This is a genomic window from Erythrobacter ani, from assembly GCF_019204025.1.
Lineage (GTDB): Bacteria > Pseudomonadota > Alphaproteobacteria > Sphingomonadales > Sphingomonadaceae > Erythrobacter > Erythrobacter ani.
Genome location: NZ_JAGSPB010000002.1, coordinates 759,598 through 785,484 on the forward strand (window position 1 = coordinate 759,598; position 25,887 = coordinate 785,484).

Annotated in this window: 31 protein-coding genes; 17 read left to right on the top strand and 14 right to left on the bottom strand. The window is 60.5% G+C overall.

Going from position 1 to position 25,887, the window contains the following annotated elements:
* Positions 1-16: 16 nt before the first annotated feature.
* Together KCG45_RS10550 and KCG45_RS10555 are read right to left on the bottom strand one after the other, a co-directional pair.
* On the bottom strand, positions 17-430 hold the full coding sequence (locus KCG45_RS10550; RefSeq protein WP_255548133.1) for a hypothetical protein: 414 nt from the start codon (positions 428-430) through the stop codon (positions 17-19).
* Complete coding sequence (locus tag KCG45_RS10555) at positions 424-642, bottom strand: hypothetical protein (RefSeq protein WP_218317188.1); 219 nt, start codon at positions 640-642, stop codon at positions 424-426. The genes KCG45_RS10550 and KCG45_RS10555 overlap by 7 nt, the downstream gene beginning before the upstream one ends.
* 140 nt (positions 643-782) lie before the next feature.
* Here KCG45_RS10555 and KCG45_RS10560 point away from each other — a divergent pair, with 140 nt between their 5' ends.
* Positions 783-1,442: a S24 family peptidase gene (locus KCG45_RS10560; RefSeq protein ID WP_218317189.1), complete on the top strand. Its 660-nt coding sequence runs from the start codon at positions 783-785 to the stop codon at positions 1,440-1,442.
* Between the two features lie 15 nt (positions 1,443-1,457).
* Here KCG45_RS10560 and KCG45_RS10565 read toward each other — a convergent pair whose 3' ends face one another.
* Entirely contained in the window at positions 1,458-2,036 is a 579-nt protein-coding gene (locus tag KCG45_RS10565; protein WP_218317190.1) for a DnaJ domain-containing protein, read from the bottom strand.
* 214 nt (positions 2,037-2,250) lie between these two features.
* Between KCG45_RS10565 and KCG45_RS10570 the strand changes: the two genes are divergently transcribed.
* Positions 2,251-2,919: an MBL fold metallo-hydrolase gene (locus KCG45_RS10570; RefSeq protein ID WP_305040794.1), complete on the top strand. Its 669-nt coding sequence runs from the start codon at positions 2,251-2,253 to the stop codon at positions 2,917-2,919.
* 7 nt (positions 2,920-2,926) lie between these two features.
* Here KCG45_RS10570 and KCG45_RS10575 read toward each other — a convergent pair whose 3' ends face one another.
* The gene (locus KCG45_RS10575) at positions 2,927-3,322 is read right to left on the bottom strand and encodes an MAPEG family protein (RefSeq protein ID WP_218317191.1); all 396 of its coding nucleotides are present in this window, start codon (positions 3,320-3,322) and stop codon (positions 2,927-2,929) included.
* A 226-nt stretch (positions 3,323-3,548) separates the two neighbouring features.
* Here KCG45_RS10575 and rpmF point away from each other — a divergent pair, with 226 nt between their 5' ends.
* The 5 genes from rpmF to KCG45_RS10600 all read left to right on the top strand — a co-directional run bounded on the left by rpmF (position 3,549) and on the right by KCG45_RS10600 (position 6,720).
* Positions 3,549-3,728 carry a 50S ribosomal protein L32 gene (gene rpmF, locus KCG45_RS10580; RefSeq protein ID WP_152435052.1) on the top strand — a complete coding sequence of 60 codons (180 nt, stop codon included), beginning with the start codon at positions 3,549-3,551 and terminating at the stop codon, positions 3,726-3,728.
* 30 nt (positions 3,729-3,758) lie between these two features.
* Positions 3,759-4,847: a phosphate acyltransferase PlsX gene (plsX, locus tag KCG45_RS10585; RefSeq protein ID WP_218317192.1), complete on the top strand. Its 1,089-nt coding sequence runs from the start codon at positions 3,759-3,761 to the stop codon at positions 4,845-4,847.
* Complete coding sequence (locus KCG45_RS10590; protein WP_218317193.1) at positions 4,844-5,821, top strand: beta-ketoacyl-ACP synthase III; 978 nt, start codon at positions 4,844-4,846, stop codon at positions 5,819-5,821. Before plsX ends, KCG45_RS10590 begins: the two co-directional genes overlap by 4 nt.
* Positions 5,822-5,946: 125 nt before the next feature.
* On the top strand, positions 5,947-6,249 hold the full coding sequence (locus tag KCG45_RS10595) for an integration host factor subunit alpha (RefSeq protein WP_218317194.1): 303 nt from the start codon (positions 5,947-5,949) through the stop codon (positions 6,247-6,249).
* 54 nt (positions 6,250-6,303) lie between these two features.
* Positions 6,304-6,720, top strand: a complete 417-nt coding sequence (locus KCG45_RS10600) for a MerR family transcriptional regulator (protein ID WP_218317195.1) — start codon at positions 6,304-6,306, stop codon at positions 6,718-6,720.
* A gap of 13 nt (positions 6,721-6,733) precedes the next feature.
* Here KCG45_RS10600 and KCG45_RS10605 read toward each other — a convergent pair whose 3' ends face one another.
* From KCG45_RS10605 to KCG45_RS10620, 4 genes are all read right to left on the bottom strand, one after another.
* Positions 6,734-10,156: a chromosome segregation SMC family protein gene (locus tag KCG45_RS10605; RefSeq protein ID WP_218317196.1), complete on the bottom strand. Its 3,423-nt coding sequence runs from the start codon at positions 10,154-10,156 to the stop codon at positions 6,734-6,736.
* A gap of 19 nt (positions 10,157-10,175) precedes the next feature.
* On the bottom strand, positions 10,176-10,937 hold the full coding sequence (locus KCG45_RS10610) for a thioredoxin domain-containing protein (protein WP_218317197.1): 762 nt from the start codon (positions 10,935-10,937) through the stop codon (positions 10,176-10,178).
* A gap of 142 nt (positions 10,938-11,079) precedes the next feature.
* Positions 11,080-11,826, bottom strand: coding sequence for a DsbA family protein (locus KCG45_RS10615; protein ID WP_218317198.1), 747 nt, complete (start codon positions 11,824-11,826; stop codon positions 11,080-11,082).
* Between the two features lie 8 nt (positions 11,827-11,834).
* Positions 11,835-12,401: a DUF721 domain-containing protein gene (locus KCG45_RS10620; protein WP_218317199.1), complete on the bottom strand. Its 567-nt coding sequence runs from the start codon at positions 12,399-12,401 to the stop codon at positions 11,835-11,837.
* A gap of 23 nt (positions 12,402-12,424) precedes the next feature.
* On the opposite strand from KCG45_RS10620, the gene KCG45_RS10625 reads away from it, so the two are divergent.
* The gene (locus tag KCG45_RS10625; RefSeq protein WP_255548134.1) at positions 12,425-13,462 is read left to right on the top strand and encodes an A/G-specific adenine glycosylase; all 1,038 of its coding nucleotides are present in this window, start codon (positions 12,425-12,427) and stop codon (positions 13,460-13,462) included.
* On the opposite strand, the gene KCG45_RS10630 is transcribed toward KCG45_RS10625, so the two are convergent.
* Positions 13,459-13,680 (bottom strand): hypothetical protein, encoded by a 222-nt coding sequence (locus KCG45_RS10630; protein ID WP_218317201.1) that lies wholly within the window; start codon positions 13,678-13,680, stop codon positions 13,459-13,461. The two genes, KCG45_RS10625 and KCG45_RS10630, sit on opposite strands and share 4 nt — an antisense overlap.
* A gap of 106 nt (positions 13,681-13,786) precedes the next feature.
* On the opposite strand from KCG45_RS10630, the gene KCG45_RS10635 reads away from it, so the two are divergent.
* The 5 genes from KCG45_RS10635 to KCG45_RS10655 all read left to right on the top strand — a co-directional run bounded on the left by KCG45_RS10635 (position 13,787) and on the right by KCG45_RS10655 (position 18,025).
* Complete coding sequence (locus KCG45_RS10635) at positions 13,787-15,103, top strand: serine hydrolase domain-containing protein (RefSeq protein ID WP_218317202.1); 1,317 nt, start codon at positions 13,787-13,789, stop codon at positions 15,101-15,103.
* Positions 15,103-16,032 (top strand): NAD(+) diphosphatase, encoded by a 930-nt coding sequence (gene nudC, locus KCG45_RS10640; RefSeq protein ID WP_218317203.1) that lies wholly within the window; start codon positions 15,103-15,105, stop codon positions 16,030-16,032. Before KCG45_RS10635 ends, nudC begins: the two co-directional genes overlap by 1 nt.
* Positions 16,029-16,715 (top strand): DsbA family oxidoreductase, encoded by a 687-nt coding sequence (locus tag KCG45_RS10645; RefSeq protein ID WP_218317204.1) that lies wholly within the window; start codon positions 16,029-16,031, stop codon positions 16,713-16,715. Before nudC ends, KCG45_RS10645 begins: the two co-directional genes overlap by 4 nt.
* Positions 16,716-16,840: 125 nt before the next feature.
* Positions 16,841-17,341, top strand: coding sequence for a c-type cytochrome (locus tag KCG45_RS10650; RefSeq protein WP_218317205.1), 501 nt, complete (start codon positions 16,841-16,843; stop codon positions 17,339-17,341).
* A gap of 18 nt (positions 17,342-17,359) precedes the next feature.
* The gene (locus KCG45_RS10655) at positions 17,360-18,025 is read left to right on the top strand and encodes a cytochrome b/b6 domain-containing protein (protein ID WP_218317206.1); all 666 of its coding nucleotides are present in this window, start codon (positions 17,360-17,362) and stop codon (positions 18,023-18,025) included.
* Between the two features lie 10 nt (positions 18,026-18,035).
* On the opposite strand, the gene KCG45_RS10660 is transcribed toward KCG45_RS10655, so the two are convergent.
* From KCG45_RS10660 to mgtE, 3 genes are read right to left on the bottom strand one after another with little or no spacing between them, the layout of a single operon-like run.
* The gene (locus KCG45_RS10660) at positions 18,036-18,428 is read right to left on the bottom strand and encodes a DUF1489 family protein (RefSeq protein ID WP_218317207.1); all 393 of its coding nucleotides are present in this window, start codon (positions 18,426-18,428) and stop codon (positions 18,036-18,038) included.
* A gap of 30 nt (positions 18,429-18,458) precedes the next feature.
* Positions 18,459-19,220 (bottom strand): glucose 1-dehydrogenase, encoded by a 762-nt coding sequence (locus KCG45_RS10665; protein WP_218317208.1) that lies wholly within the window; start codon positions 19,218-19,220, stop codon positions 18,459-18,461.
* Positions 19,221-19,257: 37 nt separating this feature from the next.
* Complete coding sequence (mgtE, locus tag KCG45_RS10670) at positions 19,258-20,703, bottom strand: magnesium transporter (RefSeq protein ID WP_218317209.1); 1,446 nt, start codon at positions 20,701-20,703, stop codon at positions 19,258-19,260.
* A gap of 94 nt (positions 20,704-20,797) precedes the next feature.
* Between mgtE and KCG45_RS10675 the strand changes: the two genes are divergently transcribed.
* The 3 genes from KCG45_RS10675 (at position 20,798) to KCG45_RS10685 (ending at position 22,650) form a co-directional block, all read left to right on the top strand.
* Positions 20,798-21,265 (top strand): peptidylprolyl isomerase, encoded by a 468-nt coding sequence (locus tag KCG45_RS10675; protein WP_218317210.1) that lies wholly within the window; start codon positions 20,798-20,800, stop codon positions 21,263-21,265.
* Positions 21,266-21,425: 160 nt separating this feature from the next.
* A complete protein-coding gene (locus tag KCG45_RS10680) occupies positions 21,426-22,205 on the top strand; it encodes an alpha/beta hydrolase family protein (RefSeq protein WP_218317211.1) in 780 nt (259 codons plus the stop codon).
* A complete protein-coding gene (locus KCG45_RS10685; RefSeq protein WP_218317212.1) occupies positions 22,198-22,650 on the top strand; it encodes a hypothetical protein in 453 nt (150 codons plus the stop codon). The genes KCG45_RS10680 and KCG45_RS10685 overlap by 8 nt, the downstream gene beginning before the upstream one ends.
* A gap of 20 nt (positions 22,651-22,670) precedes the next feature.
* On the opposite strand, the gene KCG45_RS10690 is transcribed toward KCG45_RS10685, so the two are convergent.
* Positions 22,671-23,396: a hypothetical protein gene (locus KCG45_RS10690; protein WP_218317213.1), complete on the bottom strand. Its 726-nt coding sequence runs from the start codon at positions 23,394-23,396 to the stop codon at positions 22,671-22,673.
* A 124-nt stretch (positions 23,397-23,520) separates the two neighbouring features.
* Between KCG45_RS10690 and miaB the strand changes: the two genes are divergently transcribed.
* Complete coding sequence (gene miaB, locus KCG45_RS10695) at positions 23,521-24,855, top strand: tRNA (N6-isopentenyl adenosine(37)-C2)-methylthiotransferase MiaB (protein WP_218317214.1); 1,335 nt, start codon at positions 23,521-23,523, stop codon at positions 24,853-24,855.
* On the opposite strand, the gene KCG45_RS10700 is transcribed toward miaB, so the two are convergent.
* Complete coding sequence (locus KCG45_RS10700) at positions 24,838-25,791, bottom strand: hypothetical protein (protein ID WP_218317215.1); 954 nt, start codon at positions 25,789-25,791, stop codon at positions 24,838-24,840. The two genes, miaB and KCG45_RS10700, sit on opposite strands and share 18 nt — an antisense overlap.
* Between the last annotated feature and the right edge of the window lie 96 nt (positions 25,792-25,887).

The window sequence follows — 25,887 nt, forward strand, 5'->3', positions numbered from 1 at the left end:
TGGGCTTCGCAGCCCGTCAACTCTCCTCGAGCAACAGCAGCACTGCGGTCACCACCATGCGTTCGTCCTCGCCGCCAAAGCGGTGATCGACTTCACGCACCGTAGCCTCGGCGACCAATTGGCCGGGAATGCGGAATTCGTGATCGGGCAAGTTGGCAATGAAGTCCTCCCCGACGGCGACGGCGAGCTTCCCGTCGAAATCGAGCATCACTTCGTGCCGCGCACCGGAAAAGGTGATCGACGCCCATGGCGTGTCCTCATGCGACAGCAGGCTGGCTTGTCCCTGGGCAAGCGTCAGCAGGGCCTCGCGAACACGGTCGCCCGTGGTGCGGCGAGGGCGGTAGCGCCGCGCTCGCAGAGTGGGGGCTGGGGCGGCGTCTGTGGACTTGTTTTCGAGATCGTCTGGCAGGGTGAGTTCTTCGATCAGCATGAGGCGAGTTCCTTCGTTTCGATTTCGGTAGCGGCTGCACTGGTTTCGTAAGCCTGCATCCACCGCAGGGTGCGCTGTTCCGTGGCGGTACGCGGGATCCGGCCCATGCGCAGGTCGAGCACGAAGCGCGGATCATGCGCAGCGAGCCTTCCGAATTTCGTGGCAGGCATGTCGTGGGCTCGCAGGAATTTTTCGACTTTGCGGATCAGCATTGGGGTCCCCGTGATGGCATTTGACGAACAGGCGATTCGGCTTGTGTTCCTCAAATGTTCCAATCCAAATCCTACTTGTCTAGGAAAAAACCTATGCTATAGGAAAAATGAAGGGGTCGAACGCAAGGAAAGGCGTGGAAATGGCCGAATTGGAAATGTCGCCGGAGCGTAAGAGGTTGCTCGAACTGTCGCGCGATCGGAACGTAAGCCTAAGCAAACTCTCCGAAATGCTGGGTCGTAACGCGGCCTATCTGCAACAGTTCATCAAGCGTGGTACACCTCGGAAGCTCGAAGAGGGCGATCGGCGAAAACTCGCGCAGTTCTTCGGTATATTCGAGGGAGAATTGGGTGCTGATGGGGAAAAATCCTACACAAATGTGAATGCCGGTCGCACGGCCGATTTTGCCAGCGTTCCACGGCTCGACATCGGGGCCTCCGCGGGGCCGGGCGCGATGCCGGCTGGCGAATCCGAGTTCGATGTTCTTCGGTTTTCCCGCCGGTGGCTGGCGGAACAGGGGCTCGAGAACGCGCAGTTGTCGCTCATCAGGGTGCAAGGCGACTCGATGGAGCCTCTGCTCAACGACAAGGACGAGATACTGGTCGACCGCACTCAGCGACCGTTTCGGGACGGCATCCATGTCATCCGTCTTGGTGATACGTTGATGGTAAAACGCGTGGCCAGTGCCGGGGGAGGGCGGTTATCCCTACTTAGCCAGAATCTGGCCTATCCGCCGGTCACGGTTTCGGTCGAGGATGTCGAGATCGTGGGCCGGGTCGTATGGAAAAGCGGACGAATGTGACCTGGCAGCGACCGCTCAATTCGCAGAGCGCGACGCTTCCGACGTGAGCAGTTTTGCTGCTTCGTTTGCTTTGGTGAAGGAAATGACGTGATCGACACCTTCGATCGTGATTGCCAGAGTCCCTGCTTCTGTTCTTTCGATGAAGCCTTTCGATTTCAGATACCAGCTGTGAAATTCGAAAGTCTCATCCGAGCAGCCAAGCGATTCCTGCAGGTAGAAACCGAGTATGCCGGGGTCGTCGGCGTGTTCCCTCCTGCGTTTGTAGAGAAGGTACAGGATTTTCTGGTGGGCTTCGGCATCGTCGATGGCCGAGCTTTCCTCGACGCGGAAATCGTCGGTATTCACGAACTCGAAAAAATTGTCTTTTCGCCGCGCCTTGTACGCCGCGTCATATTCCGCACGCAATTCGGGGTCTCTTAGAACCTTGTAAGCCTCTATGATTTCCTGGAATTTCTCGACATCTGCGGTATCTGCATGATCCGGATGGTACATCTGGGCGAAGTGCCGGTATGCCTTTTCCAGCATCTTGGCATCGCAAGTCGAATTGACCTGCAGCAACGCGTAATAATCGGTAAAGAGCTGGCCATTTTCCATTTCGGTTACCCCCGGCAATCTTCGCAGATCCCAATCTATTCCCTGGCACGTAATATCGGTTGGCGACCGTTATTTGGTTGATCGCAAAGTCACTTCGGCTCTGCGAGATGTCAAAGAAAAACTCGACCTCAATCGGCGGGTCGTCCCATTCCTGAGCGTGCCCTTCTCCTCCAAACGTCTTGCCGAGCGGGGGGTGAGCCGCCACATAGCGCGCATGACTGACGCAAAGCCTACTCCGCCGCTGAAAGCCGCTATCATTCCTGTCACTCCACTGCAGCAGAACTGCTCGTTGATCTGGTGCACCAAAACGATGAAGGCGGCGCTGGTCGATCCGGGTGGGGATCTCGACCGTCTGAAAGAGGGCGTGGCAAAGGCTGGCGTCGATTTGGAGAAGATCCTGATCACGCACGGCCATCTCGATCATTGCGGGCAGGCAGGTATGCTTGCCGAGGAACTTGGCCTGCCGATTGAAGGGCCGCACGAGGACGACCGTTTCTGGATCGATCAGCTCGATTCGGACGGCGCGCGTTACGGCATGAAGGCTGCGAGTTTCGAGCCGACGCGCTGGCTCGAAAACGGCGACCAGGTCACTGTCGGAGAGCTGACCCTCGACGTCATTCATTGCCCCGGCCACACGCCCGGCCATGTCGTGTTTTTCCACGAGCCAAGCCGGTTTGCCATTGTCGGAGACGTCCTGTTTCAAGGAAGCATCGGACGCACTGATTTCCCGCGCGGCAATCACCAGGATCTGATCGACGCGATCACCCAGCGCCTCTGGCCGCTGGGCGACGACGTCATGTTCATCCCCGGCCATGGCCCGACAAGCACGTTCGGCAGAGAGCGCAAGACCAACGCCTTCGTCAGCGATCAGGCACTGGCCTAACGCGGCTCTACATCACTCCGGCGGCGATCAGAACTGCCACCACCGCAAGGCCGATAAGCGTCAGCATCGAGATGATGGTGCCGATCATGCGGCCTTTCGCGAAGGAGCCGCCATCCATTCCGAAACCGTGCATGACGCGCCCGATTATGAACAAGCCGGCGACATAGGCCAGCCACGGCTCGCCTTTCCCCGTGAGCTCGATCGCCGCGATCAGGATCAGGACGAAAGGCGCGTTTTCGGTGAAGTTTGCGTGCGCACGCATGCGCCGGATGACATTTTCGTTGCCGTCGTCGCCGACAAACACCTTTTCAGCCGCGCGGACCCGTCCAACCCGTACCATCAGCCAGATATTCAGAATGGCCGCCGCAGCCGCAGCCGTCAGCGTCACAGGAAGCAATGCCATCAACCTAATCCCCTCGAGAAGTGTCGATTGCCCTGCTAGGCGGGTGCTACTCCGCTTGCAACGCGCGAATTTTTCGCTATAGCGCGCGGCTTCCCGCCAGCTTTCGGCAAGGATGCTCGCCAGCCTTATGCGCTTGTGCGAACGGTGACCTTGGCTTACAGGCGGCTCCAAGACGTAACGTCATTAGATCTGAACACACGAATTTATTTGAGGAAATGGTGCCGCCATGGCTGTTCCAAAGAGAAAAGTATCCCCGCATCGCCGTGGCAATCGCCGCGCGCACGATTCGCTGAAAGTCGAAGCGCATCACGAATGCAGCAATTGCGGCGAACTGAAACGCCCGCACAATCTTTGCCCGCATTGCGGATACTATAACGGGCGTGAGGTCGTCGCAGTCGGGCTATAAGGCCGACAAGCGATGAGATCGGAGACGGATATGAGCCTACCGCGTATCGCTGTTGATGCGATGGGCGGTGATGAAGGCGTGCGCGTCATGGTCGAAGGCGCGGCGCTCGCTCGGCGTTCTCACGACAAGTTCAACTTCCTGCTGGTGGGTGACCAGGCGCGGATCGAAGCTGCGCTTGAAGATCATCCCAACATGCGCGGCGCGTCCGAAATCCTCCATTGCGAGGATGTGATCAGCGGCGACGAACAGCCGAGCCGTGCGATCCGCCGGGCCAAGACGACATCGATGGGCCTCGCTGTAAACGCCGTAAAAGAAGGCGCTGCTGGCGCGGCCATCAGCGCTGGAAACACCGGCGCGCTGATGGCGATGAGCAAGATAGCGCTGCGGACCCTGCCCGGGATCGACAGGCCTGCTCTGGCCGCGTTGATGCCCACGCTTGAAGCGCATGACGTGGTAATGCTCGATCTCGGCGCCAATACTGAGGCTGATGCGCGCAATCTTCTCCAGTTCGCCGTCATGGGCGCAGCCTACTCACGGATCGTGAACGGTTTTGAGAAACCCGTCGTGCGCCTGCTCAATATCGGGACAGAAGAGATTAAGGGCACCGATGCCCTGCGCGATGCGGCCGCTTGCCTGACGGCTGCAAGCGCCAAGAATGAAGGCGGCCTTGCGCTTAAGTTCGATGGCTTCGTCGAGTCCGACAAAATCAACCGCGGGGAAACCCATGTGGTTGTGACGGATGGTTTCTCGGGCAACATCGCGCTCAAGGCGATAGAGGGTTCGGCCCGGTTCGTGACCGACCTGCTCAAACAGGCATTCACAAGCTCGCTGCGATCCAAGATCGGCTTCCTGGTTTCCCGCCCAGCGACGGAATTGCTGCGACATCATCTGGACCCGAACAATCACAATGGTGCGGTTTTTCTCGGCCTGAATGGCGTCGTCGTCAAAAGCCACGGTAGCGCCAATGCCAAGGGCGTCGCGCATGCGGTGACCGTTGCGGCCCGTCTGCTTGAGGACAAGCTGACCCAGAGGATCGCACACGACCTGAACGAATTGGGCACCGCCGCGCTTAAGGAAAACGGTAACGGAACGTCATCCGGCAGCGAGGCTCTGGCGTGACAGGTGCGCGATTGCTCGGGTCCGGCTCTGCATTGCCGAAACGAGTGGTTACCAACGCCGAACTTGCCGAACAGATAGACACCAGTGACGAATGGATCGTCGAGCGCACAGGCATTCGCCAACGCTATATTGCGGGCGATGACGAGACGACGTCTTCGCTGGCCATAGAAGCGGCGCGGTCCGCACTCGCCGATGCCGGTATTGAAGCGGATACGATCGATCTGATCGTGCTCGCCACCGCGACCCCGGACAACACGTTTCCGGCGACTGCCACGAAGGTTCAGGACGCACTCGGCTGCAATGGCTGCGTCGCGTTCGATGTCGCGGCAGTCTGCTCTGGTTTCCTTTACGCGCTCGCCACGACCGATTCGCTGCTCAAGACCGGCATGGGCAAGCGTGCCCTGGTGATCGGCGCGGAGACGTTCAGCCGAATACTGGATTGGGAAGATCGCACGACCTGCGTTCTTTTCGGCGATGGGGCAGGGGCCGTTGTACTCGAAGCGCAGGATGGCGGTACGCGCTCCGATACAGCCAGTGCCGGTATTCTGGCGAGCCGGTTGCATGCCGACGGAGCCCAGCACGATCTACTCTATGTCGATGGCGGGCCTTCGACGACTCAGACAGTCGGCCATTTGCGTATGAAAGGACGCGAGGTTTTTCGTCACGCGGTCGTCAATCTTGCCACCGTTCTCAACGAAGTCCTTGAAGACGCAGGGGTTTCATCAGCGGATATCGACTGGGTCGTCCCGCATCAAGCCAATGCGCGGATCCTCGACGCGACTGCTCGCAAACTCGGCATTCCGCCGGAAAAAGTGGTCGTCACCGTCGATAGACACGCGAATACGTCGGCTGCTTCGGTGCCGCTCGCATTCGACGCCGCGCGGCGCGACGGCCGTATAAAGGCTGGCGATCTCGTCATGTTCGAAGCGATGGGTGGCGGGTTCACCTGGGGCGCGACCTTGATGCGAATCTAGTCCAATAGCGGCTAAGATTTGTGCAAAACACGGCCATTGCACAATGTGCAAGTTGCGAGATTGCGCAAAAACCGTTACTCTTCATACGCTTCGTGCAGGGTCGCACCTGAGAAGGAGAATAGCGTATGATGCGTTCAGTAGGGACTTTGACCCGGGCTGATCTGGCTGAAACTATCAATCGCAAATTGGGATTTAGCCGCGCAGAATCGCTCGATATGGTGGAATCGATTCTCGACAAGATGTCTGACTCTCTTGCTAAGGGCGAGAATGTGAAGATTTCCGGGTTTGGCAGCTTCGTGCTGCGGGACAAGAATGAACGGATTGGGCGGAATCCCAAGACCGGGATTGAAGTGCCGATTACACCGCGCCGAGTGATGACATTTCGGGCAAGCCAATTGCTCAAAGAGCGGATCGCGAACGGCGAGTGAAACCGGCTGCCCAAGATGGACCTTATTCGGCCCAGACGGGAGTGAGCGGGGCTTATGGCTGATTTCGACGACGGAAAAGAAGACGGAGCACTTCGCACCATTGGTGAAGTGAGCGAAGCGCTCGATATCAAACCGCATGTCCTGCGATATTGGGAGCAGCAGTTTACACTGCTGAAGCCGCTCAAGCGAAGCGGAGGCCGACGGTATTATCGTGAAGAAGACGTGGCGATGGTCGAAACGATTGATCGTCTCGTGAATCAAGAGGGCTACACACTCAAGGGTGCCGAAGCTGTCCTTCGGTCATCGGGTGGCGATGGTGCGGACAGGCGCATGAGCGATCGCAGATCGGGCGGCAAAAGTGCGAGCGATCCCGGCGCGGAGGCTATTTCTACAAGCACAGCAAATGTCGACGCCGCGATCATTACGCTCAAATCGATCAGGGGGCGCCTGGCAAAGGCGCTCGATAGTTAGGCCGAACGCCAGCCTACTCGGCGGCCATCAGCGCTGCCTCGCCGAGGTCCACGCTTACCAGGCGCGACACACCTTTTTCTGCCATCGTCACACCGAAAAGCCGGTGCATACGGCTCATGGTGACAGCGTTGTGCGTGACAATCAGATAGCGGGTGTTTGTGGTTCGGACCATCGAATCGAGCAGGTCGCAGAAGCGTTCGACATTGGCATCGTCCAGCGGCGCGTCGACTTCGTCGAGCACGCAGATCGGCGCCGGATTGGTCAGGAACAGCGCGAAGATCAGCGCCGTAGCGGTCAAGGCCTGCTCACCGCCCGACAAGAGCGAGAGCGATTGCAACCGCTTGCCGGGCGGTTGAGCGTAGATTTCGAGTCCCGCTTCGAGTGGATCGTCGCTGTCGACCAGCGCGAGATGCGCCTGACCACCCTGGAACAGGCGCGGGTAAAGCTCCTGAAAATGTTCGTTGACCTCATCGAAAGCCGTCCGCAGCCGCTCGCGGCCTTCGCGATTGAGATTGCCGATCGAACCGCGGAGGCGGTTGACCGCTTCGGCGAGCTCCGCCTGTTCGGTTGCATTCGTGCCGTGCTCTTCCTCGATCCGCGCGAGCTCTTCGGCGGCGACAAGGTTGACTGGCCCGATCCGTTCGCGGCTGGCTGTAAGTCGATCCATCTCTTCGGACTCGGCAGAAGAATGCTTCACGTCCTCCTCGGCGAAGGCGAACCGTTCGGCCAAAAGCGGGGGCGGGCATTGGAAGCGCTCACCCGATAGCCGCGACATCTCGCCGCGGCGCTCTTCTTCGCTTTCTGCTCGCGCCGCCAGGGTCGCGCGCGCCTCGCGCGCCTGGGCGAGTTTTTCGGTCAGATCCGCCAGAGCACGGTCCGCATTTGTTACCAGCTCTTGCGCCTCATCTCTGACACGCTCGGCCTCGGTCAATTCGCGGGTCAGGCGTTCGCGCATTGCGTCGCCTTGTTCGATTTCGGCCATAAGCGCGGCTGGCTTGGCAGCGATGACAGCGCGTTCTTCCTCGATTTCCTCGAGCCTGCGGGCGGTTTCAGCCATACGCTGCGCCGCCTCCCCGGAGCGTGCCTGCCAGCTCGCATGATCGGCCTGCTGGGCCGCCAATCGCTCGCGTAACACGGCAAGGCCCTGATCGTGCGCGGCAAGTTCGGCCATGGCGGCTTGCACAGCGGATTTCGCCGCTTCGTGCTTTGCCTGCGCCGCCTCGAGCGAGGCTCGCCCCGCATCGGGTGAAGGCAAGGTATCGCGCTGCGATTTTGCCGCGGCTAGCTCGGCCTTGGCCGCACCAACCTGGTCGGTGAGATCGGCCTCGTTTTCCTTCAGCTCTTCGAGCCGGGCGGCGATCCGCTCTTTCGCGGCCTCCGCTGTATCCAGTGCGCGCAAGGCTTGACGCTCAGCCTCGACAGCGCCCGCGACATCTCGCTCTTGCGCAATCAGCCCCGTTTGCAGCGCCGCCAGCTCCTCACGCGCGGCGCGCTCCTCGGCCTCGGCCAGTTGGGCTGCTCCCCGCAGATCGGGGAGCTGCGCCTCCAGTTCGGCAAGCCTGTTGGCGGCCTCGAGCCGTGCGGCCTCCGCCGATCCTTCGCCGCGCGCGATAAAGCCATCCCAACGGCGCAAATGTCCCGGCTTGGTGACCAGCCATTCGCCGGGGCTAAGGCTGCGACCATCGTCTTCGTCTGCCACATGGACAAGCGCGAGGCGCGCGCGAAGTTCTTCGGGGCAATCGGTAATATGGTCGAGCAGGCTGTCGGCGACCTGCGACGGTGCCGCGCTGCCGGTCCAATAACGCCCATCGCCGAATTCTGCCGGTGTTCCCAAAGGAGATTTGGCATCGCGGCCCAGGACCGCGGCGAGCGCTCTTTCGTAACCCTTTGCGACGGAGATCCGGTCCATCGCGGCAGGCAGGCCTGCGCGGCCCTTCGCGCGCTTGTCGCGGGCATCGCGGTCACGCGCCAAGGCCGAATGTTCACGCTCGATCCCGGCAAGTTCGGCTTTCGCGGTCGCAAACGCAGCGGCGGCCTCGTCGCGCGCTGCCTGCAATTCGCCCTTGCGCGCCTGATCTGCCTCAAGCTTGGCTTTCAGCCTAGCGACTTGGCGTTCCGCCTCTTCGGATGCCACGCGCGCCTGGATGACGGCGTCCTCGGGGTCCACTCCGTTGGAAAGGCTGGCGCGCGATGCTTCGATACGCTCGCCTTCGCGCTCAAGTCGCGACAGCCGCGCCTCAGCCTGCTCTATTGCGGCTTCGGCAACACGCCATTCGGCCTCGACCCCGGCATGGTCTGCGGTGGCTTTTGCCAAAGCGAGTTCGGCAGCGCGGCTCGCCCGCTCGGAATTCTCTGACTTGTCGGCAAGGGCGGGGCGCTTGCCTTCTGCATCAGTAACCGCAGTGCGGCTCGCATCCAGCTCCCGCGCGAGCTTCTGCAGCGCTTTCGCGGCGTCCGACGTCATGCGGTCGGCTGCGACACGGTCTTCCTCGAGACGATTGCGCTGGCGATCGAGATCGGCGAGCCGTGCTTCGGCACTTTCCAGCTTTTCGGACAGGGCCGACATGCGGTGCCCGTGCGCGCTGGCATCGTCGCGCCGATCCGTCAGCTCATCGCGCGCGTCGGCCAGCTTCGCGGCTGCCTCGGCCTGATCCTTCTGTGCGGTTTCGGTTGCCGCCTTGGCCTCGTTCACGCGCGCTTCTGCGCCCTCTGCCGCGGCACGGGCTTCCTTCGCCGCTTTGGCCGCGTCGCGCCAGCGGGCAAAAAGCAGCCGCGCCTCCGCCGTTGTGATTTCGTCGGTGAGCTTCTTGTAGCGCTCGGCCTGCTTGGCTTGCCGCTTGAGCGAGGCCATCTGCGAATCCAGACCTGCCATCAGGTCTTCGAGCCGGGCGAGGTTCGATTCGGTCGAGCGAAGCTTGCTCTCCGCATCCTTGCGCCGCACGTGCAGCCCGGAAATACCTGCCGCCTCTTCGAGCATCTTGCGCCGTTCGGCTGGCTTGGCGGCAATAACCTGCGCAATCTTGCCCTGGCTCACAAGCGCGGGGGAGTGCGCACCGGTGGCTGCATCGGCGAAAGTCAGCGCGACGTCTTTCGCCCGAACATCGCCTCCGTTGACGCGGTAGGCGCTGCCTGCACCGCGTTCGATGCGGCGGGTGACGACCAGCTCTTCGCCGTCATCATCCTCGGCATGGAGCACGACCTCGGCAAAAGCGCGTTCGGGCCGCGTAGACGTCCCTGCAAAGATGACGTCTTCCATACCGCCGGAGCGCATCGACTTGGCCGAGGTTTCCCCCATGACCCACCGGATCGCTTCGAGAAGATTGGATTTGCCGCAGCCATTCGGCCCGACAACGCCGGTCAGCCCGGGTTCGATGCGCAATTCAGCCGGCTCGACAAAGCTCTTGAAACCGCTGAGCTTGAGCCGGCTGATCTGCATGGGTTCGCGTGTTCCCCGCTTACTCTTGCCGTGCGCCGGCGCGCTGCAGGGCAGGTTCGATGTCGTTCCAGGTGATCCCCTCGATCCGGTTGCCGTTAAGGAAGAAGGTTGGTGTTCCCGAAACATTCAATTCGTTCGCCTGCTCGGCGGAATTGTTGGCGATGGTTTCGATCGTTGCCGTGTCCGACAGGCACGCCCGCGCCTGATCGGCAGAGAGACCGCGCGCCGAGAAAAATTCGATCAGCCCGGCGGCTTCGGCAATCGCGACAAAGCGCTGTTCGATCGGCAGTTCGCCCGAGGCTTCATACTGCGCGGCGTTCTGCTGCACGCTTCCGAAGATGTCGTTGAGCGATCCCCATGCCTGATCCGAGAGAACCTGCATGTTCTCTTTCTGGCCGCAGCGAACCAGCGTCGCGATGGTGAGATCGATCGGGTCGCGCACGAGATTGCGCTGTTCGAAACTCACCACTCCTGTTTCGACATATTCCTTGAGCGGTGCCTTCCCGTTTTGCGAGAAATTGGCGCACGCGCCGCAGGTGTGCGAGGCGAACTCGAGCAATTTGATCGGCGCATCCGGGTTGCCCAGAACGTAGCCGTCTTCTGGAGAAACGGTCACCGTTTCCGTCCAGCTCGCACCTTCCGGTGCGGGGATTGCGGCAATGGCTTCACCGGCTTCCGTACCGCCATCTTCAGCGGCGCTGTTGCACGCTGCCAGCATGAACGGCGCGATCAGGCCGAGCGAAAGAGCCGAGCGGATATTGCGTTTGCGGGTCGAAATCATGTGAGTGCTACCTTCAGTCGGATTTGAGAGAATAAACGGGTGGTTTCGCGAGCGCCAATAGCGCGGAGACACGTCCTGTGCAAAAATACGGCATAACTGCGCCGCTGGATCAATTTGGGACAAGCCGCAGCATGTCGCAGCGTCAGCTGTCCTCGGGATCAGGCTTGAAGCGTTCCGAGAGCAGCTCGTAGAGAGCATCCCAGGAATGTACGCCGTTAAGCATCTCGCCATTCAGCGCGAAATACGGTTTTGCGAAGGCTGCCGCGTCAGACGGTAAGCCGAATTCCTCGGCATCTGCCCGACTGTTGGAGATGAGTTTTGCGGTCGCCTTGCGATCGGACAGGCAGGTGCCGAGGTCCATCCGCGAATATCCGCGCCGCCGAGCCATCATGTCGTCGAAATCGAGCGCGGAGACGAGGCTGCGCCGGGCGGGCAGGGTCTCGCGGGACCAGTTCGCGCGGTTGAAAGCGGAGGCGCTATCCCAGCGTTCTACCCAGCGGGCCTGCGCGCGCATCAGCATCGCGTGATTGACCTTGAACTTTGCAGGCTCCCCGCACTGTGCAAGCAGGCTGAGCGGCAAATCGACGGGATGATTGAAACGTTGACGGATTTCCAGGTTGAGCAGACCCGGCGCGAGCAATGCAATGTCGAGTTCGGGATCGCCACGAAAGGCGAAATCGTAGCATCCTTCGCAGCCGTAGCTGACAAACATGATGAGGCGTTCTTCGGCGTCGGGATTGCCGATAAGGTGGCCGCGATCGGTCCGCTCGACCGTGGCATGCCAAGCCTTTTTGCTGGTGAGATCCTTGAACGCGCTCTGTTCCTCCTCGAGACTTTGTGCCGACAGGGACGGCGCAAGGCAGAGAGCCAACAGCGCGCCGGCGCTCATAAAAGCTCTCATCCCTTGTCCCCATTGCTTTTTGTGTCGTCGAAGCTGCGGGCCAGCGATTCCAGCACGGTGCGCAGTTCCGGATCGCCGATATCGCGCAGGCTGTCCCCGAGTTCCATCGGAATCGGCTTGAGCGAAGGCGGCGCCTTGGCAGGCTTTTGAGCATGTGTTGGCTTAACCACGCCTTGCCGGATTTTGACCCGCGCAACGGCGTTGTATCCGAAAAACCGGTTCACCCGCTCCATGATTTCCGGCGTGACTTGCTGGATCAATGGTGCGTGGGCGGGGCTGACGACGAGCTGCAGGATACCTTCGGATTTTTCGCCGGGGGGAAAACGGATTGCCTCGGGGCTGCACACGCGGGCGTGATTGGGGCCGACGATTTCGGGCCAGCGGGTTACGACCGAGCTTTGTACGAAGCCGAAGCGTCGGAACGCCGTCCGCCCGATTTCCGGCATGAGGTCGCCGATGGCCTTGGCGCCACCACCGCGAGCGCGCTGATACGGCTTCACGCCTTTCTTCGCCGGTTTCCCAGGCTTCTTCGAGTTGTCGCTTCCCATTTCACGAAATGCCATGCCATACGGCGCGCGTGACTTCCATGGGCGACGCAATCTCTTCCACTCTGCTCGACTGGTACGACAAGCATGCGCGCGCACTTCCCTGGCGAAGCCCGCCGGGTGAAGCGCTGCCAGATGACGACGCTTGGCCCTACCGCGTATGGCTGTCGGAAGTGATGCTGCAACAAACGACCGTCGCCGCGGTGAAGCCCTATTTCGAGAAATTCACCCGCATCTGGCCGAGCGTCAAAGATCTTGCCACTGCGCCTGAACACGAGGTGATGGCGGCGTGGGCGGGGCTCGGTTATTATTCGCGGGCGCGCAATCTCGTGAAATGCGCGCGGGAGGTTGCACGGCGAGGCGGATTCCCGAAGACCGAGGCGGAGCTGCGCGAACTTCCAGGACTGGGCACCTATACCGCAGCGGCAATCGCGGCGATCGCGTTCGATAGTCGCGCGGTCGTGGTGGATGCCAATGTTGAGCGTGTCGTTTCGCGGTTGTTCAACATTACCGATCCGCTTCCGGCGTCGCGCAAGGCGATCAAGGAAAAAGCGGCAACCGTCACACCCGAAGACCGTTCGGGTGATTTTGCGCAGGCGATGATGGACCTCGGCTCGAGCATCTGCACCAGCAAATCGCCGCGATGCCTCCTTTGCCCGCTTCAGGTAAACTGCGAAGGCTTGCGGGCCGGAGAGCCGGAACGCCTGCCGGTCAAACCTCCGAAGAAAGCCAAGCCAGAACGCAAGGGCACGGCCTATTGGATCGAGCGCGATGAGCACGTCTGGCTTGTGACGCGTGAAGGCACCGGGATGCTGGGAGGGATGCGCGCGCTGCCGGATGATGGCTGGTCTGCGCGCGAGGACGGTTCGGGCAAGCCGCCGATCGCCGCGGATTGGCAGGACGCGGGCACCGTTCGGCACACGTTCACGCACGCGCATTTAGCGCTCACGGTCAAATATGGTCGGACCGTTTCCGTGCCGGATGGCAAAGGCGATTGGTGGCCGGTCAGCGAGATCGAAGCGGCGGGCCTGCCTACGCTCTTCGCGAAGGCTGCCCGGACCGTGCTTTCGCGGGGTTAGAGAATCCCGCCGCCAAGCGTGAGCCGGACTGCTGCAATAAGCAGGACGACGAGGCAGAAATTGCGCCCGCTGTCGCTCGACGAAAGCGCGCCGATCACGATGCCCACCACGATAAAGGGGAGGGCGATCCAGTTGGCCCATCCCAAAAGCGGGATTTGCGCCGGAATGACGATGACGAGTGAAAGAAGGCCGATAAGCCATGAAAGTAGATTGAACATGTGTGTTATATGGGTACCACACCATGCAAAAGCAAGTCCTGATTGACCACTGGTTTCAACTCGCTCAAACAGTCGCAAATCGAGTCCCGCCCGGAGAGAATATTCCATGACATTTAGCGCTATCGCACCATCCGATCTTTCACGCCGTTCGCTGTTTCGCGGAGGGGGCTACCTCGCAGCAGGCGCGGCGCTGGCCGCGCTTCCATTCGGGCGATCGCTGCTTGCGCATGATGTAAGCCAGGCATGGCCGTCGGTTGCATCCCTGGTCGAACGCTATTTGTCCGAGGGAAAGGTCGCAAACCTGTTTCTCACATTCGGCTGGGGTCAGGAAGATCACGCCCACACGGTCGGCGGAGGACAGCTCGGCTTTACCCGCGCGGGCGCTGTAGATGAGAACTCGCTCTACCGCATCTATTCGATGACGAAGCCGGTCACCGGAATGGCGACCATGATGCTGATCGACGATGGCGAACTGGCTCTCGATCAACCGCTGCATGAAGTGCTTCCTGCATTCCGGGACATGCAGGTGCTCGTCGACCCGAACGGGCCGCTCGATAACACTGTCCCAGCAGAGACGCCGATTACCATCCGCCATCTGCTTACGCACACGGCTGGTCTGGGATACAATATCGTCAGCAAGGGGCCATTGCGGGACGCCTATAATGAAAACGGCATCGTCGGGGGGCGCGTCAGCCGCATGCCGATCCCCGGCTTTCCCGATGTGACGCCGGCTCCGGGACTCGAGGTCTGGGCCGATCGGCTTGCCGAATTGCCGCTGATGTACCAGCCCGCGACGCAGTGGAGCTATTCTGCCAGTATCGACTTGCTGGGCCGCGTGATCGAGGTAGCATCCGGAATGGATTTCGAAAGCTTCCTGCAGACACGCATATTCGAGCCTTGCGGCATGAACAGCACCTGGATGACCGTCCCGGAAAGCGAGCTTGATCGCATGACCGACAATTACGGCATCCTCGGCGGCTTTCCTCTGCCGCTCGATCTGGCGGCGGCGACGATCTACACGGATGCGCCCAAAGTGCCTTCGGGCGGCGGCGGACTGGTCTCTTCGCCCAAGGATTACGACCGCTTCCTGCGCATGCTGCTGGGTTACGGCACTATCGATGGAACCGAGGTGATGGGAGAGACCGCAGTGCGTGTGGGAACGTCGAACCTGCTTCCCGACACCGTGGATACCTCCACCTCGTGGATCGCAGGCCAGGGGCATGGCGCGGGCGGCCGGGTGCTGAATGGCACATTCGGCTGGGGCGGCGCAGCGGGCACTATAGCGGCGGTCGATTACAATCTCGGCCTGCGCTCTGCGCTCTGGACACAATACATGCCCACCGAAGCCTATCCGATGCGCGATGAGTTCCTGAAAGCCTTGGAGACGGACCTTACGGCCATGCGTGCCGCCAAGGCCGCTTGATGAGCCACCCGGCGCATCCAGAGCTCGCCCGGACCGGACCGATAGCGTTTGCCGGTTCTCCAATAGACCGCGCTGACCTGATCCGGGTCGATCCCGAAGCGCTCGCTGCTCGGATGGATTGGCGCGCGAAAGTCCTGTTGCTGGACGGCCTGCTGCCGCAAATTGGCGAGGACGGTATGCTCCAATGGGGTACGCTCGCCGACGTCGATCCGGAAGCGGAGCTGGTGTTTCTCGGCCTGCTAGAAGAGAAGGCGTGCTTCGCTGCGGTGCCGGACGATGGCGCGACCGGCCCTGCCTACGCCATGCCGCGGGCATGGGCGGCGATCCAGCAGCTCAGCCCGCCCGATCTGGCGATCTATGGCGGTGCGCGCAGCCTCGTTGATTGGCATGCGCGGCACCGGTTCTGCGCCCGCTGCGGCTCTGCGACAAAGCCCGCAAAAGGCGGGTGGCAGCGCAATTGCGACAATTGCCAAGCGCAGCATTTCCCTCGCACCGATCCGGTAACGATCATGCTGGTCGAGAACGAAGGACGTCTGCTGCTCGGCCGCCAGCCGCGCTTCCCGCCGCGCAGCTTTTCGGCGCTCGCAGGGTTCGTCGAACCCGGCGAAACCATCGAAGAGGCGGTTGCTCGCGAGGTCTGGGAGGAGGCTGGTCTGCGCGTTCGCGATGTCGAATATATTGCGACGCAGCCCTGGCCGTTTCCCAGCCAGCTGATGATCGGCTGCTATTCGCAAACCGACGAGACCGAAATCACGCTCGATGTCGAGGAGTTGGAAGAGGCGCGCTGGTTCACCAGAGATGAGGTAGAGCATGCGGTTTCCCATGCGCGTGGGTATGAAGACGACGGAGTAGAAACGGCGTTCACTGCGCCTCCGCCGACTGCCATCGCCTATAGCCTGATGCATTGGTGGCTGGAGAAAACGAAATGAGCGCGCCGGACAAGCTGACGATCGACATCTATTCCGATGTCATGTGCCCGTGGTGCGCCATCGGTTACGGCCAGCTGACCAAAGCGCTGGATCAGCTCGATGGCGAGATCGACGCGGAAATCCGCTGGCGCCCCTTCGAACTGAATCCCGATATGCCCGCAGACGGCGAGGAGCAGGAAGCGCACCTCCAGCGCAAATATCGCCGCTCTGCCGAAGAGGGTGCAGCGGTCCGCAGCCAGATGAAAGACATCGCGGAAAGCGCCGGCGTCTCGCTGACCTATGAGGGCGAGGGCGAAGCGCCGCCCGCCATGATGTGGAACACCCGCGACGCACACAAGCTGCTCGGCTTTGCGCTGGAACAGGCCGGACCCATCGTGCAGACGGAGCTTAAACTCGCGCTTTTCAAGGCTCATTTCAATGAGCGCAGGCGGATCGGTGATCGCGAAGTGTTGCTCGATATCGCCGCGAGTGTCGGCCTCCACCGCGAAACTGCCAAGGCGGCGCTGGATGACGCCGATCTCGAAGCGCGGGTTGTCGCGGAGGAACGGCAGGCGTGGGACCTGAACATCTCCGGCGTTCCCGCGATGATCGTGAACGGCAAGTTCATGATCCCCGGAGCGCAGCCTCCCGAAACTTATGTGAACGCGCTGCGGCGGGTGGCTGAAAAGAGCAGGGCGCAATAGGAGCCTTGCCAAAATCACAGGCCTAGGCCGCTTGTCTGACGTTACGGAAACGAAGGATTGCCAATCCGCCTGGTTCAAAATAGACAAGGACTTGCAAGGCCTTTCCCGCATCTAGGAGCGCATCGATGAACCGTTTCCATACTGTCCGACTGTCCGCCATAACGGCATCGCTCGTGTTGCTTGCCGCTTGCGGCGGGGAAGCCGGGACAGAGCCGGAAGAGACTGCCGCTGCTGAAGCGGAACCGGCCGTCATCGAAGAGCGTCAGGAAAATTACGAAGCGATCGGCGATGCTTTCAAGGCGATCCGGGGTCAGATGGAAAGCGGCGAACCCGACTTTGCGGAGATCGAAGCGCAGGCGACCGACATCAATGCGCGCGCACAGCGTATCACCGGGTATTTTCCGTCGGGCACCAGCGTTGACGCCGGCTATGATACCGAAGCGCTGATGACGATTTGGGAGGAGCCTGCCGAATTCGAAACAGCGGCTCAGAACTTCGTCGATGCGAGCGCCGCACTGGTCACGGCCGCGGCGAGCGGCGACGCCGCTGCCGTCGGTGAGCAGGCCAAGGAGATGGGCGGCACCTGCAAAGCCTGCCATGACAAGTTCCGTCTCGATACCGACTGATTTGCCGGGACGGCTTGTATGACGACAAGGCCGGTCAAGGTGTGGGACCTTCCGGTCCGATTGAGCCATTGGAGCTTTGTCGGACTGGTGTTTGCAATGTGGTACACCAGCGAAAACTCCCTGTGGTGGTGGCACACACGGCTTGGCGTAGTACTGCTGGGTGTTCTGATATTTCGGATAGTGTGGGGCATCATCGGCACTCGCACGGCGCGGTTTGCAAATTTCGTTCGCGGGCCCTCGCACATAATCGCTTATCTTCGCGGCCAGCATTCCAAGGATGCGAATATCGGGCACAACCCGCTTGGCGCACTGGCCGTGATCGCGCTGCTCTCGGTCATGCTCGTTCAGGTGGGCATGGGACTTTTCGCAGGCGACCCCTATGACGGGGCTACCGGCCCGCTAAATGGTTTCGTCGGAGTTCTGACCGCCGACATGCTGACGGAATGGCACGAGATTTTCTTCTACGTCGTTCTTGGAATGATCGGATTGCACATCACCGCCATCGGCGTTTACGCCTTCATTCGGATGGACGACATTGTCGGCCCAATGGTGACTGGCAAACGCGAAGCGCAGGAATCGGTCGAAGGGATCGCATCCGCAGACTGGGGCCGGGTAGCGATCGCGTTCGTGGTGGCAGCGGGGATCGCGCTCTGGGTGTGGTTCGGAGCGCCACCCTTAAGCTAGAGAGTCGTCCCTATATCAGCCCGAGCCGTTCAAGCTTCGCCGCCATTTTTCCCGGCAGGACATCGCCCACTTCTTCACCCTCGGCCAGGTCGCGCGGAGCGTCATCGTCCTTGAGATACCGCCAGCCCTGATGCGCACGTTTGCTTTTCTGATGAACGCGGATCAGCTCAGGCTTGAGATTGATGTTCCAGCGCCCGTCGGCGGTTTCGGTGAAGCTCAGGATTTCAGACCGCGCGACAAGCGAATGGTTGAGGATCCAGTACAGCGACCCGCCGACCATCTCCGCGTGACGGGTCGGGCGATTGCGCGTGGTGAGCGCGATTTCGCCGCGGTTCTTGTACCACCCGGCAAGGTCGTTCCAGCTCTTCGCGCCGAACGCGATCTTGGTCATGTGGAGCGGCATTGGTTTAATTTGGTACGTTCTCCTGCCCGTTCAAGCGATGCTGAGCCCGCCATCCACAATGAAGGGCGCACCGGTCGCGAATTTGCTTTCGTCGCTGACGAGATAGACGACGAGATGCGCGATATCTTCGGGTTCTCCCATACGGCCGATCGGCTGGGCGATGGAGAAGGCCTCGCGAGTAGCGTCTGGATCGGGAGTTCCGGCGATGACGCTTTCGACGTTGGGCGTAAGGATTGTGCCGGGCTGAACCGAATTCACCCGGACATTGTTTTGCTCACGCGCGCAATAGAGCGCGATCGATTTGGTCAGCATCGGCACCGCTGCCTTGGCGCTGTTATATGCGGCAAGATCGGCGTTAGGTTTGTTGGCCGCCGCGCTGGAGAAATTTACGATTGATCCGCCTCCGGATTTCGCCATTAGCGGGATCGCAGCCTTGCAGCCCATGAAGATCGAATCGACGTCTATGGTGTAACAGCGCCGGAAATCCTCAGGCGAGATGTCGGCGATCGAGCCAAAGACCGTTATCGCCGCATTGTTTACCAGCGCATCGAGCCGTCCGTGATTGGTCTCGACCTCGGCAATGAGCGCCTGCCAGCGGTCCCAATCGGTGACGTCCTGGGGGAGGAAAGAACAATCCGGGCCGAGCTCTTCGGCGGTTGCCGCGCCGGCGGCATCATCGATATCGGTTATGATGACCCGCGCACCTTCCGCGAGAAGCGCCTTCGCCGCCGCTTTGCCCAATCCCATCGCGCCGCCCGTCAGCAGCACCACCTTGTCCGAAACCCGGCCCATATCCGTCTCCCTCGATTGCATTCGAGGGGAGGGGCTATCAGGCGGTCAACCCGCTCGCCACTGCCAAACCTAGGAAGGCGAAGAAGCCCATGGAATCGGTGATCATCGTGACGAAGACTGACGATGCGACCGCCGGATCCTGATTGAGCCGCTCGAAGATCACAGGCACGAGAACCCCTGCAAGACCTGCAACCGCAATATTGATGATCATGGCTGCAGCGATGACCACGCCCATCATCGGAGAGAACAGCACGCCTGCCGCGATCCCGATCAGCACTGCAACCGTCGCCCCATTAAGGACCGCGACGCGCAGTTCCTTCCACAGGATGCGCCGAGTATTGGCCCGGGTCAGCTGGTTGGTCGCAATGGCGCGCACCGCGACCGCCATGGTCTGGGTGCCAGCATTGCCGCCGATACTCGCAACGATCGGCATCAGTACGGCGAGGGCGACAAGCTTTTCGATGGCAGCGCCGAAAAACGCGATGATCGCGGAGGCGACGACCGCGGTGCCAAGATTCGCGATCAGCCAGCGCACGCGGCTGGAATAGGCTTCCCGGATCGGTTCGTTGATGTCGCCATCGCCCGCACCCGACAGCAGCAGCGCATCTTCGCCCGCCTCTTCGGAAATGATGTGGACGATGTCATCCACCGTCATCTGTCCGACCAGACGCCCGCTATCGTCCACCACGGCAGCGGAGATAAGCGCATATTTCTGGAACATGAGCGCCACCTCTTCCTGATCCATCGTCACCGGGATCAGCGTCTGGTCGCGTTTCATCACATCGGTCAGCTTGACCGAACGCGGTGTCGTGAGGATCCAGTTGAGCGCACAAGTGCCAACCGGATGGTGCGCGGCATCGATTACGAAAACCTCATGGAAATCGTGTTCGAGATCGCCGTTTTCGCGCAGGAAATCGATGAGGTCACCGATGGTAAGGTGCTCCGGCACAGCCATCACCCGGCGGCTCATCAGACGTCCGGCGGTTTCTTCCGGATATGCAAGAGCGCTTTCGACCGCCGCCTGCGTTTCCGGCTCCAACTCGGCGATGATCGCCTTCTGGTCATCTTCGTCGAGATCTTCCAGAAGCTGGACCGCGTCGTCGGTTTCCAGCTGCTCGGCAATGGTCGCAACCGCTCCCGGTTCCAAAGCCTCCATCATGACCTCGCGGACGTGATCGTTCAGCTCAGCGACCACCTCGCTGGTCATCAGGTCCGTGATCGACGAGGCCAGCGCCGCGCGCTCCTCGGTATCGAGCAGTTCGATCAGGTCGGCGATATCGGCAGGATGGAGCGGTTCGACGAGGTCGTAAACCGCAGTCTTATCGCCCTGATCCAGCGCATCCCGCACGCCCCGGACATATTCCGGTTTCAGCCGGTTTTCCTCGTCATGACGCTCGTCATCGATCCGGTCGTCGGGGCGCACTTCGTCCTCTGCAGCCTCAGCCACAAGGGTTTCGTCGTCATAGGTGCCCGGTTCGACCATGGTTGCGGGTTTAGAGTCGGTTCTTTGAAAAGCAAGCGGGTGACTCTGGCGCGCAACTGATTATACCGCGCACAAAATCAAAGGAGATCTATTCATGGCCGACACACTCACACTCACACTCACCCTCGACACCGGCGATGGCGAGAACAAAGATGTCGTTATCAAGCTTCGCCCCGATCTGGCCCCGGGTCACGTCGAACGCATCACCGAACTTGCCGGTGACGGATTTTACGACGGCGTCGTCTTCCACCGCGTGATCCCCGGCTTCATGGCGCAGGGCGGCGACCCGACCGGGACCGGTATGGGCGGCAGCGACAAGCCGGATCTGAAGGCCGAATTCAACAGCGAACCGCACACGCGTGGCACTTGCTCGATGGCCCGCACTCAGGTTCCGGACAGCGCGAACTCGCAGTTCTTCATCTGCTTCGACGATGCCGAATTTCTCGACGGACAATACACCGTCTGGGGCCAGGTTACCGAAGGCATGGACCACATCGATGCACTGCCCAAGGGTGAACCACCCGCAAGCCCAGGCAAAATCGTGAAGGCGACTGTCGCCTGACCCTACTAAGGGAATCGAACAGGTGATGCTGCGATGCGCCTTTGCCTCGCTGTTGCTTCTTATCTTGAGCGGCTGCGTCACCTACCCCGATATCACACAATCGCGTTCCCCCTGCCGGACAGAACCCGGCGGGTGGTGCGCGTTTGTGCGGGAAGCGGCCGTGGAGGCCTACCCGTTCGCGATTGCCGCGACCAACGCCTATGTCGGCGATGATGATCTTTATAGCGACCTTGGCCCCGGGCTGAGACGGCTCGAGCGCCTCGACATTGCGGAAGAGGATACGGGCAAAGGCTTCGGCTACCAGATATTCGAGCAGCTCGGGCAGCCCGATAACAAGGGTGAGCGTACGCCCGTGGCCCGGATTCTCGCGTTTCGCGGAACCGATTTCGATGGGTTCACCGATATTTTCTATGGCACACTACGCGATGACCAGATCGAGATCGCGCTCAAATATTTCGAACTTGAACGTGAGCGTTGGGGCGATGAGCCCGGCTGGATCGTCACCGGCCACTCACTCGGCGGCGCGCTCGCGACGGAGGTGTCGATCAAGTACCCCGAGGTGAAAGCGTACATTTTCAACACCTCCCCGTTCTACAATGGCGACGCGATGACCAACGATGTGCGCCGCACGGTGATCAACGAACGCGGCGAATTTCTTCGGCGCGTCTCGAAATTCAGCCTCGTCCCGGCAGCCGACGAATACGTGATAAATTGCGCTCCGGAAGCCGACCGCTTCACCAAGCACAAGGTGCGGCCTCTGGCTGACTGCATCACCTGGATCGCTGCTTACGAAAGCGACGACGCTGGCGCGGTTGTCGCGTCCAACGGCGTGGCGAAGCCAGCGGTTGAATGCGGCGAGCCGGACAAGCCGCATCCCGGCACCGGATACAGGCCCATCGCCCCTTGCGTGCATCAGTCCCGGACCGAGAGCGATGATTGAGGCCGCGCTGCGCAGCACACTTGTCAAGCTTGCCGCGGTGATGTCCTCTGCCGATGAACCCTGGTGGATAATCGGCAGCGCGGCAGTGGCTTTGCATGGAGCCGATGCTGGCGACATTAATGACGTCGATGTGCTGCTGGCAAAAGGCGATCTTGAACGGCTCAAGCGAGAACTTCGTCTGGCGGATCGGAGAGACCCGTCGAAGGTCAAGTTTCGCTCGAGCGCTTTCGGGTTATGGTCGCATCCGGCATTGCCTGTCGAATTCATGGCCGACCTTGAAGTGAAAACGGGCAGGCGCTGGGTTCAGGTACTGCCGCAAACCCGACAGGAAGTGGTCATCGATAGCCATGCGCTTTATGTACCGGAGAAAGCGGAATTGATCACCATCCTGCGCCGATTCGACCGAGAGAAGGACATCGCTCGCGCCGCAGCACTCAACGGGTGAGATGATACTTTCCGAGAGAATTACTTGTCATCCGCAACGATACCGAGAGGCGTCGCCGGGACATCTCGCGAACGGTGCATCAAGCGCGCAACACTCAGGCGCGCTTCTTCGTCGTCGCGCGTTTTCAGGTCGAGCACAAGATAGTCGCTGCGCTGATAATACGATGCATGCACCACCACTAGGAAGGTGGGCTGATTTCGGGACTTTTGATATGCCTTCCACTGCTCGCTCCTGCGGGCGAACTTGCCGGTCCAAATCCATTGATTCCAGCCGGGAATGGTCTCAAATCCGTCCAGTCGTCCGAGATGGTTAGTGGCCGGGTTGCCGCGCATCATTCTCCCCAAGCCATGCCGAAAATGTGCGTGGCTCTTGCCGCCATAAACGATCATCGTACAAACCTGGTCAAATAGGCCGTCATCGTGCGCAATCGACTCGAATTTGAGGAGCAGTATCTGATCGGTTTCCGGATAATGCATGATATAAGCCGGGACGCCTTGCTCGACGTCCCACTGTTCGCGCAATTCCGGCGGGAGAAGTTGCCAGTCGTAATCATCATCGATCAACGTGTGCGCCTGGCGCAATCTCTGCCGATCAAAGCAATGGCGCTGGAAATACGTCGCTGGGTCGGTCAAAGACGTGGATGTTTTAGCGTCCCCTCGAACAATAATCGAGGGCTGTTCGCCCTGCTGGGCAGCTTGCAGTGCGATCGCCGGGCTGGCCATTAGCGCTAGTGTCGACAGCAGCATTATTAGAACCTACCGGCCTCGGTACTGAAATGCTCAGATTGAGTTGATCGGATCATTTGATTTCCGGCCGGTTCTACGAGATCGTCAATTGCTCGGTATGAGCGTATCAACTACAGGCCCCCAGATGAAACCGCAAATCTCTCCCAAGACCTACCGGGTCAAAAGCTTCGGCTGCCAGATGAACGTCTATGATGGCGAGCGTATGGGAGAACTGCTGAGCGAGCAGGGCCTGTCGAAGGCTCCGGACGGCGAGGATGCGGATCTGGTCGTGCTCAACACCTGCCACATTCGCGAAAAGGCGGCGGAGAAAATCTACTCCGATATTGGCCGACTGACCAAGGGAAAGACCCAGCAAAAGGCGCCGATGATCGCGGTCGCGGGGTGCGTCGCACAGGCTGAGGGCGAAGAGATCATGAACCGTGCCCCGGCCGTGTCGATGGTCGTCGGTCCGCAGGCCTATCACCGCTTGCCGGAGATGCTGGACAAGGCGGTGAAGGGTGAGCGCGCGACCGACACGGATATGCCCGCGATCGCTAAGTTCGACAGCCTGCCCGAACGTAAACGGCGCTCCCCAACCGCGTTCCTCACCGTGCAGGAAGGGTGCGACAAGTTTTGCACCTATTGTGTTGTGCCCTATACGCGCGGGGCGGAAATATCGCGTCCTTTCAGCGATTTGCTGGGCGAGGCTCACAAGCTCATCGAAACTGGAGCGCGCGAGATCACCTTGTTGGGTCAGAATGTGAATGCGTGGAGCGGTGAAGACGAGGCGGGCAGGGCGGTCGGGCTGGCCGGCCTGATCCGCGCGCTTGCGCGGTTCGATGGATTGGAGCGCATCCGGTACACGACCAGCCACCCCAATGACATGGACGATGCGCTCATCGCGGCGCACGGCGAGATCGACAAGCTGATGCCGTATCTCCATCTGCCGGTTCAATCGGGCAATGATCGCGTGCTGAAAGCGATGAACCGTTCGCACACCGCGGAAGGCTATTTGCGACTGCTCGAACGCTTTCGAGAAGTGCGGCCCGATATCGCGCTTTCAGGGGATTTCATAGTCGGCTTTCCGGGCGAGACCGAGACAGAGTTCGAAGACACTCTGAAACTCGTCGATGAAGTTCGTTATGCGCAGGCATACAGCTTCAAGTATTCGCCGCGCCCAGGCACTCCGGCGGCGACAATGGACAATCAGATCGCCAAAGAGGTGATGGACGATCGGCTCCAGCGGCTACAGGCCCGGATCGATAGAGATCAGTTCGCGTTCAACAAGTCGAAAGCGGGCGAGACATGCTCTGTGCTGGTCGAGCGCAAGGGCAAGCATCCGGGCCAATGGCTCGGCAAATCCCCGTGGCTGCAATCGGTCTGGATCGAAGGGGATGTGCGCATCGGCGACATGGTCGAAGTCGACCTTGTTGAGGCTGGGCCCAATTCGCTGCGGGGCGAATTACTCGGTTCCCGCTGATTGTTGCGTCTGTTCCATCGTCAGCGCCCGATCCGCTATATTGCTGAGATAACGCCATTGCGGCGAGTTGCGCGACGTTGAGTAGAGCTTTGCGACGAGCGCTCGGTCGAAAGTGGTCAGTTCCTCTGGCGGGTTATCATCCTGAAACAACTTCAAAATGGTCGGCGCCGCTGGCGTCGTCTCGGGATCGATGCTCCGGGTGTTGCCGAAGGTGCGCATGGATGCATAATCGGCCAACTGCCCAAGGGTCTTGTCCTGCGCCGCCGCCATTTCGATCATCACCACTGCCTGAGTGATCTCGACCGTCGATGCGACCGTAAGGCGCGAGACCATTCGCAGCGAATTGCTCCAATCCAGCGGGCCGTCTATTCTCTGGCGGAGAGCCTTCGGAAATTCGCCACCATCGGCCGTGCGATCGGCCACATAGGTCCACGCGCGCGCCGGATCCGGGTCGTTGAGCACCTCCGTGCGTTGATAGCTGCGCAGATGATCGAGCATATCGTTGTCGGCCGTTACCCACTGGTCAGCCGGTCCTTTGCTAGATGGGACGAAGATGACTTTGACGTTCGGTGTGCAACCGCGCGACGGGTTTCTGCGATTGGCGCCGAGCGTTTCGGCATTCTCGCGAATGCGCGCCTCGATCACGCGCGATTCCTTTTCCGGTAAACCCCTGACCTGCGGGCAGATCGCATCGAAATAAGTGGCCACGGTACGACCGGGGCGCGGCTCATTCACGACTTTTGCAACCATATTGCGCAGCTCGCGCCTACGTTCGAGTACTGTGGGCGGACCTTCGACCACGATCGCGCTATCGCTCTCGGAACGTTGTGCTTCCGGAACGGGATCGTTGACAACCGATTGTTCGGATGGCGCCGATCCGGCCTCCGGTTGGTCCACCAAGGTAGCGAACACCAAAAACAGGTACGAAATCTGCAAGCCGCGCACTCCTTGAACCTGGTGAGTCGCCTGAAATTGCATCTTAGATGATCGCGGTTTCGATGTGAACGAACAATGACTTTCCACTGTTCGATG

What these genes read in the sequence shown, in the direction of transcription:
- KCG45_RS10550 (WP_255548133.1), bottom strand. Translation starts at nt 430, where the DNA reads ATGCTGATCGAAGAACTCACCCTGCCAGACGATCTCGAAAACAAGTCC.
- KCG45_RS10555 (WP_218317188.1), bottom strand. Translation starts at nt 642, where the DNA reads ATGCTGATCCGCAAAGTCGAAAAATTCCTGCGAGCCCACGACATGCCT.
- KCG45_RS10560 (WP_218317189.1), top strand. Translation starts at nt 783, where the DNA reads ATGGCCGAATTGGAAATGTCGCCGGAGCGTAAGAGGTTGCTCGAACTG.
- KCG45_RS10565 (WP_218317190.1), bottom strand. Translation starts at nt 2,036, where the DNA reads ATGGAAAATGGCCAGCTCTTTACCGATTATTACGCGTTGCTGCAGGTC.
- KCG45_RS10570 (WP_305040794.1), top strand. Translation starts at nt 2,251, where the DNA reads ATGACTGACGCAAAGCCTACTCCGCCGCTGAAAGCCGCTATCATTCCT.
- KCG45_RS10575 (WP_218317191.1), bottom strand. Translation starts at nt 3,322, where the DNA reads ATGGCATTGCTTCCTGTGACGCTGACGGCTGCGGCTGCGGCGGCCATT.
- rpmF (WP_152435052.1), top strand. Translation starts at nt 3,549, where the DNA reads ATGGCTGTTCCAAAGAGAAAAGTATCCCCGCATCGCCGTGGCAATCGC.
- plsX (WP_218317192.1), top strand. Translation starts at nt 3,759, where the DNA reads ATGAGCCTACCGCGTATCGCTGTTGATGCGATGGGCGGTGATGAAGGC.
- KCG45_RS10595 (WP_218317194.1), top strand. Translation starts at nt 5,947, where the DNA reads ATGATGCGTTCAGTAGGGACTTTGACCCGGGCTGATCTGGCTGAAACT.
- KCG45_RS10600 (WP_218317195.1), top strand. Translation starts at nt 6,304, where the DNA reads ATGGCTGATTTCGACGACGGAAAAGAAGACGGAGCACTTCGCACCATT.
- KCG45_RS10605 (WP_218317196.1), bottom strand. Translation starts at nt 10,156, where the DNA reads ATGCAGATCAGCCGGCTCAAGCTCAGCGGTTTCAAGAGCTTTGTCGAG.
- KCG45_RS10610 (WP_218317197.1), bottom strand. Translation starts at nt 10,937, where the DNA reads ATGATTTCGACCCGCAAACGCAATATCCGCTCGGCTCTTTCGCTCGGC.
- KCG45_RS10615 (WP_218317198.1), bottom strand. Translation starts at nt 11,826, where the DNA reads ATGAGCGCCGGCGCGCTGTTGGCTCTCTGCCTTGCGCCGTCCCTGTCG.
- KCG45_RS10620 (WP_218317199.1), bottom strand. Translation starts at nt 12,401, where the DNA reads ATGGCATTTCGTGAAATGGGAAGCGACAACTCGAAGAAGCCTGGGAAA.
- KCG45_RS10625 (WP_255548134.1), top strand. Translation starts at nt 12,425, where the DNA reads ATGGGCGACGCAATCTCTTCCACTCTGCTCGACTGGTACGACAAGCAT.
- KCG45_RS10630 (WP_218317201.1), bottom strand. Translation starts at nt 13,680, where the DNA reads ATGTTCAATCTACTTTCATGGCTTATCGGCCTTCTTTCACTCGTCATC.
- KCG45_RS10635 (WP_218317202.1), top strand. Translation starts at nt 13,787, where the DNA reads ATGACATTTAGCGCTATCGCACCATCCGATCTTTCACGCCGTTCGCTG.
- nudC (WP_218317203.1), top strand. Translation starts at nt 15,103, where the DNA reads ATGAGCCACCCGGCGCATCCAGAGCTCGCCCGGACCGGACCGATAGCG.
- KCG45_RS10645 (WP_218317204.1), top strand. Translation starts at nt 16,029, where the DNA reads ATGAGCGCGCCGGACAAGCTGACGATCGACATCTATTCCGATGTCATG.
- KCG45_RS10650 (WP_218317205.1), top strand. Translation starts at nt 16,841, where the DNA reads ATGAACCGTTTCCATACTGTCCGACTGTCCGCCATAACGGCATCGCTC.
- KCG45_RS10655 (WP_218317206.1), top strand. Translation starts at nt 17,360, where the DNA reads ATGACGACAAGGCCGGTCAAGGTGTGGGACCTTCCGGTCCGATTGAGC.
- KCG45_RS10660 (WP_218317207.1), bottom strand. Translation starts at nt 18,428, where the DNA reads ATGCCGCTCCACATGACCAAGATCGCGTTCGGCGCGAAGAGCTGGAAC.
- KCG45_RS10665 (WP_218317208.1), bottom strand. Translation starts at nt 19,220, where the DNA reads ATGGGCCGGGTTTCGGACAAGGTGGTGCTGCTGACGGGCGGCGCGATG.
- mgtE (WP_218317209.1), bottom strand. Translation starts at nt 20,703, where the DNA reads ATGGTCGAACCGGGCACCTATGACGACGAAACCCTTGTGGCTGAGGCT.
- KCG45_RS10675 (WP_218317210.1), top strand. Translation starts at nt 20,798, where the DNA reads ATGGCCGACACACTCACACTCACACTCACCCTCGACACCGGCGATGGC.
- KCG45_RS10685 (WP_218317212.1), top strand. Translation starts at nt 22,198, where the DNA reads ATGATTGAGGCCGCGCTGCGCAGCACACTTGTCAAGCTTGCCGCGGTG.
- KCG45_RS10690 (WP_218317213.1), bottom strand. Translation starts at nt 23,396, where the DNA reads ATGCTGCTGTCGACACTAGCGCTAATGGCCAGCCCGGCGATCGCACTG.
- miaB (WP_218317214.1), top strand. Translation starts at nt 23,521, where the DNA reads ATGAAACCGCAAATCTCTCCCAAGACCTACCGGGTCAAAAGCTTCGGC.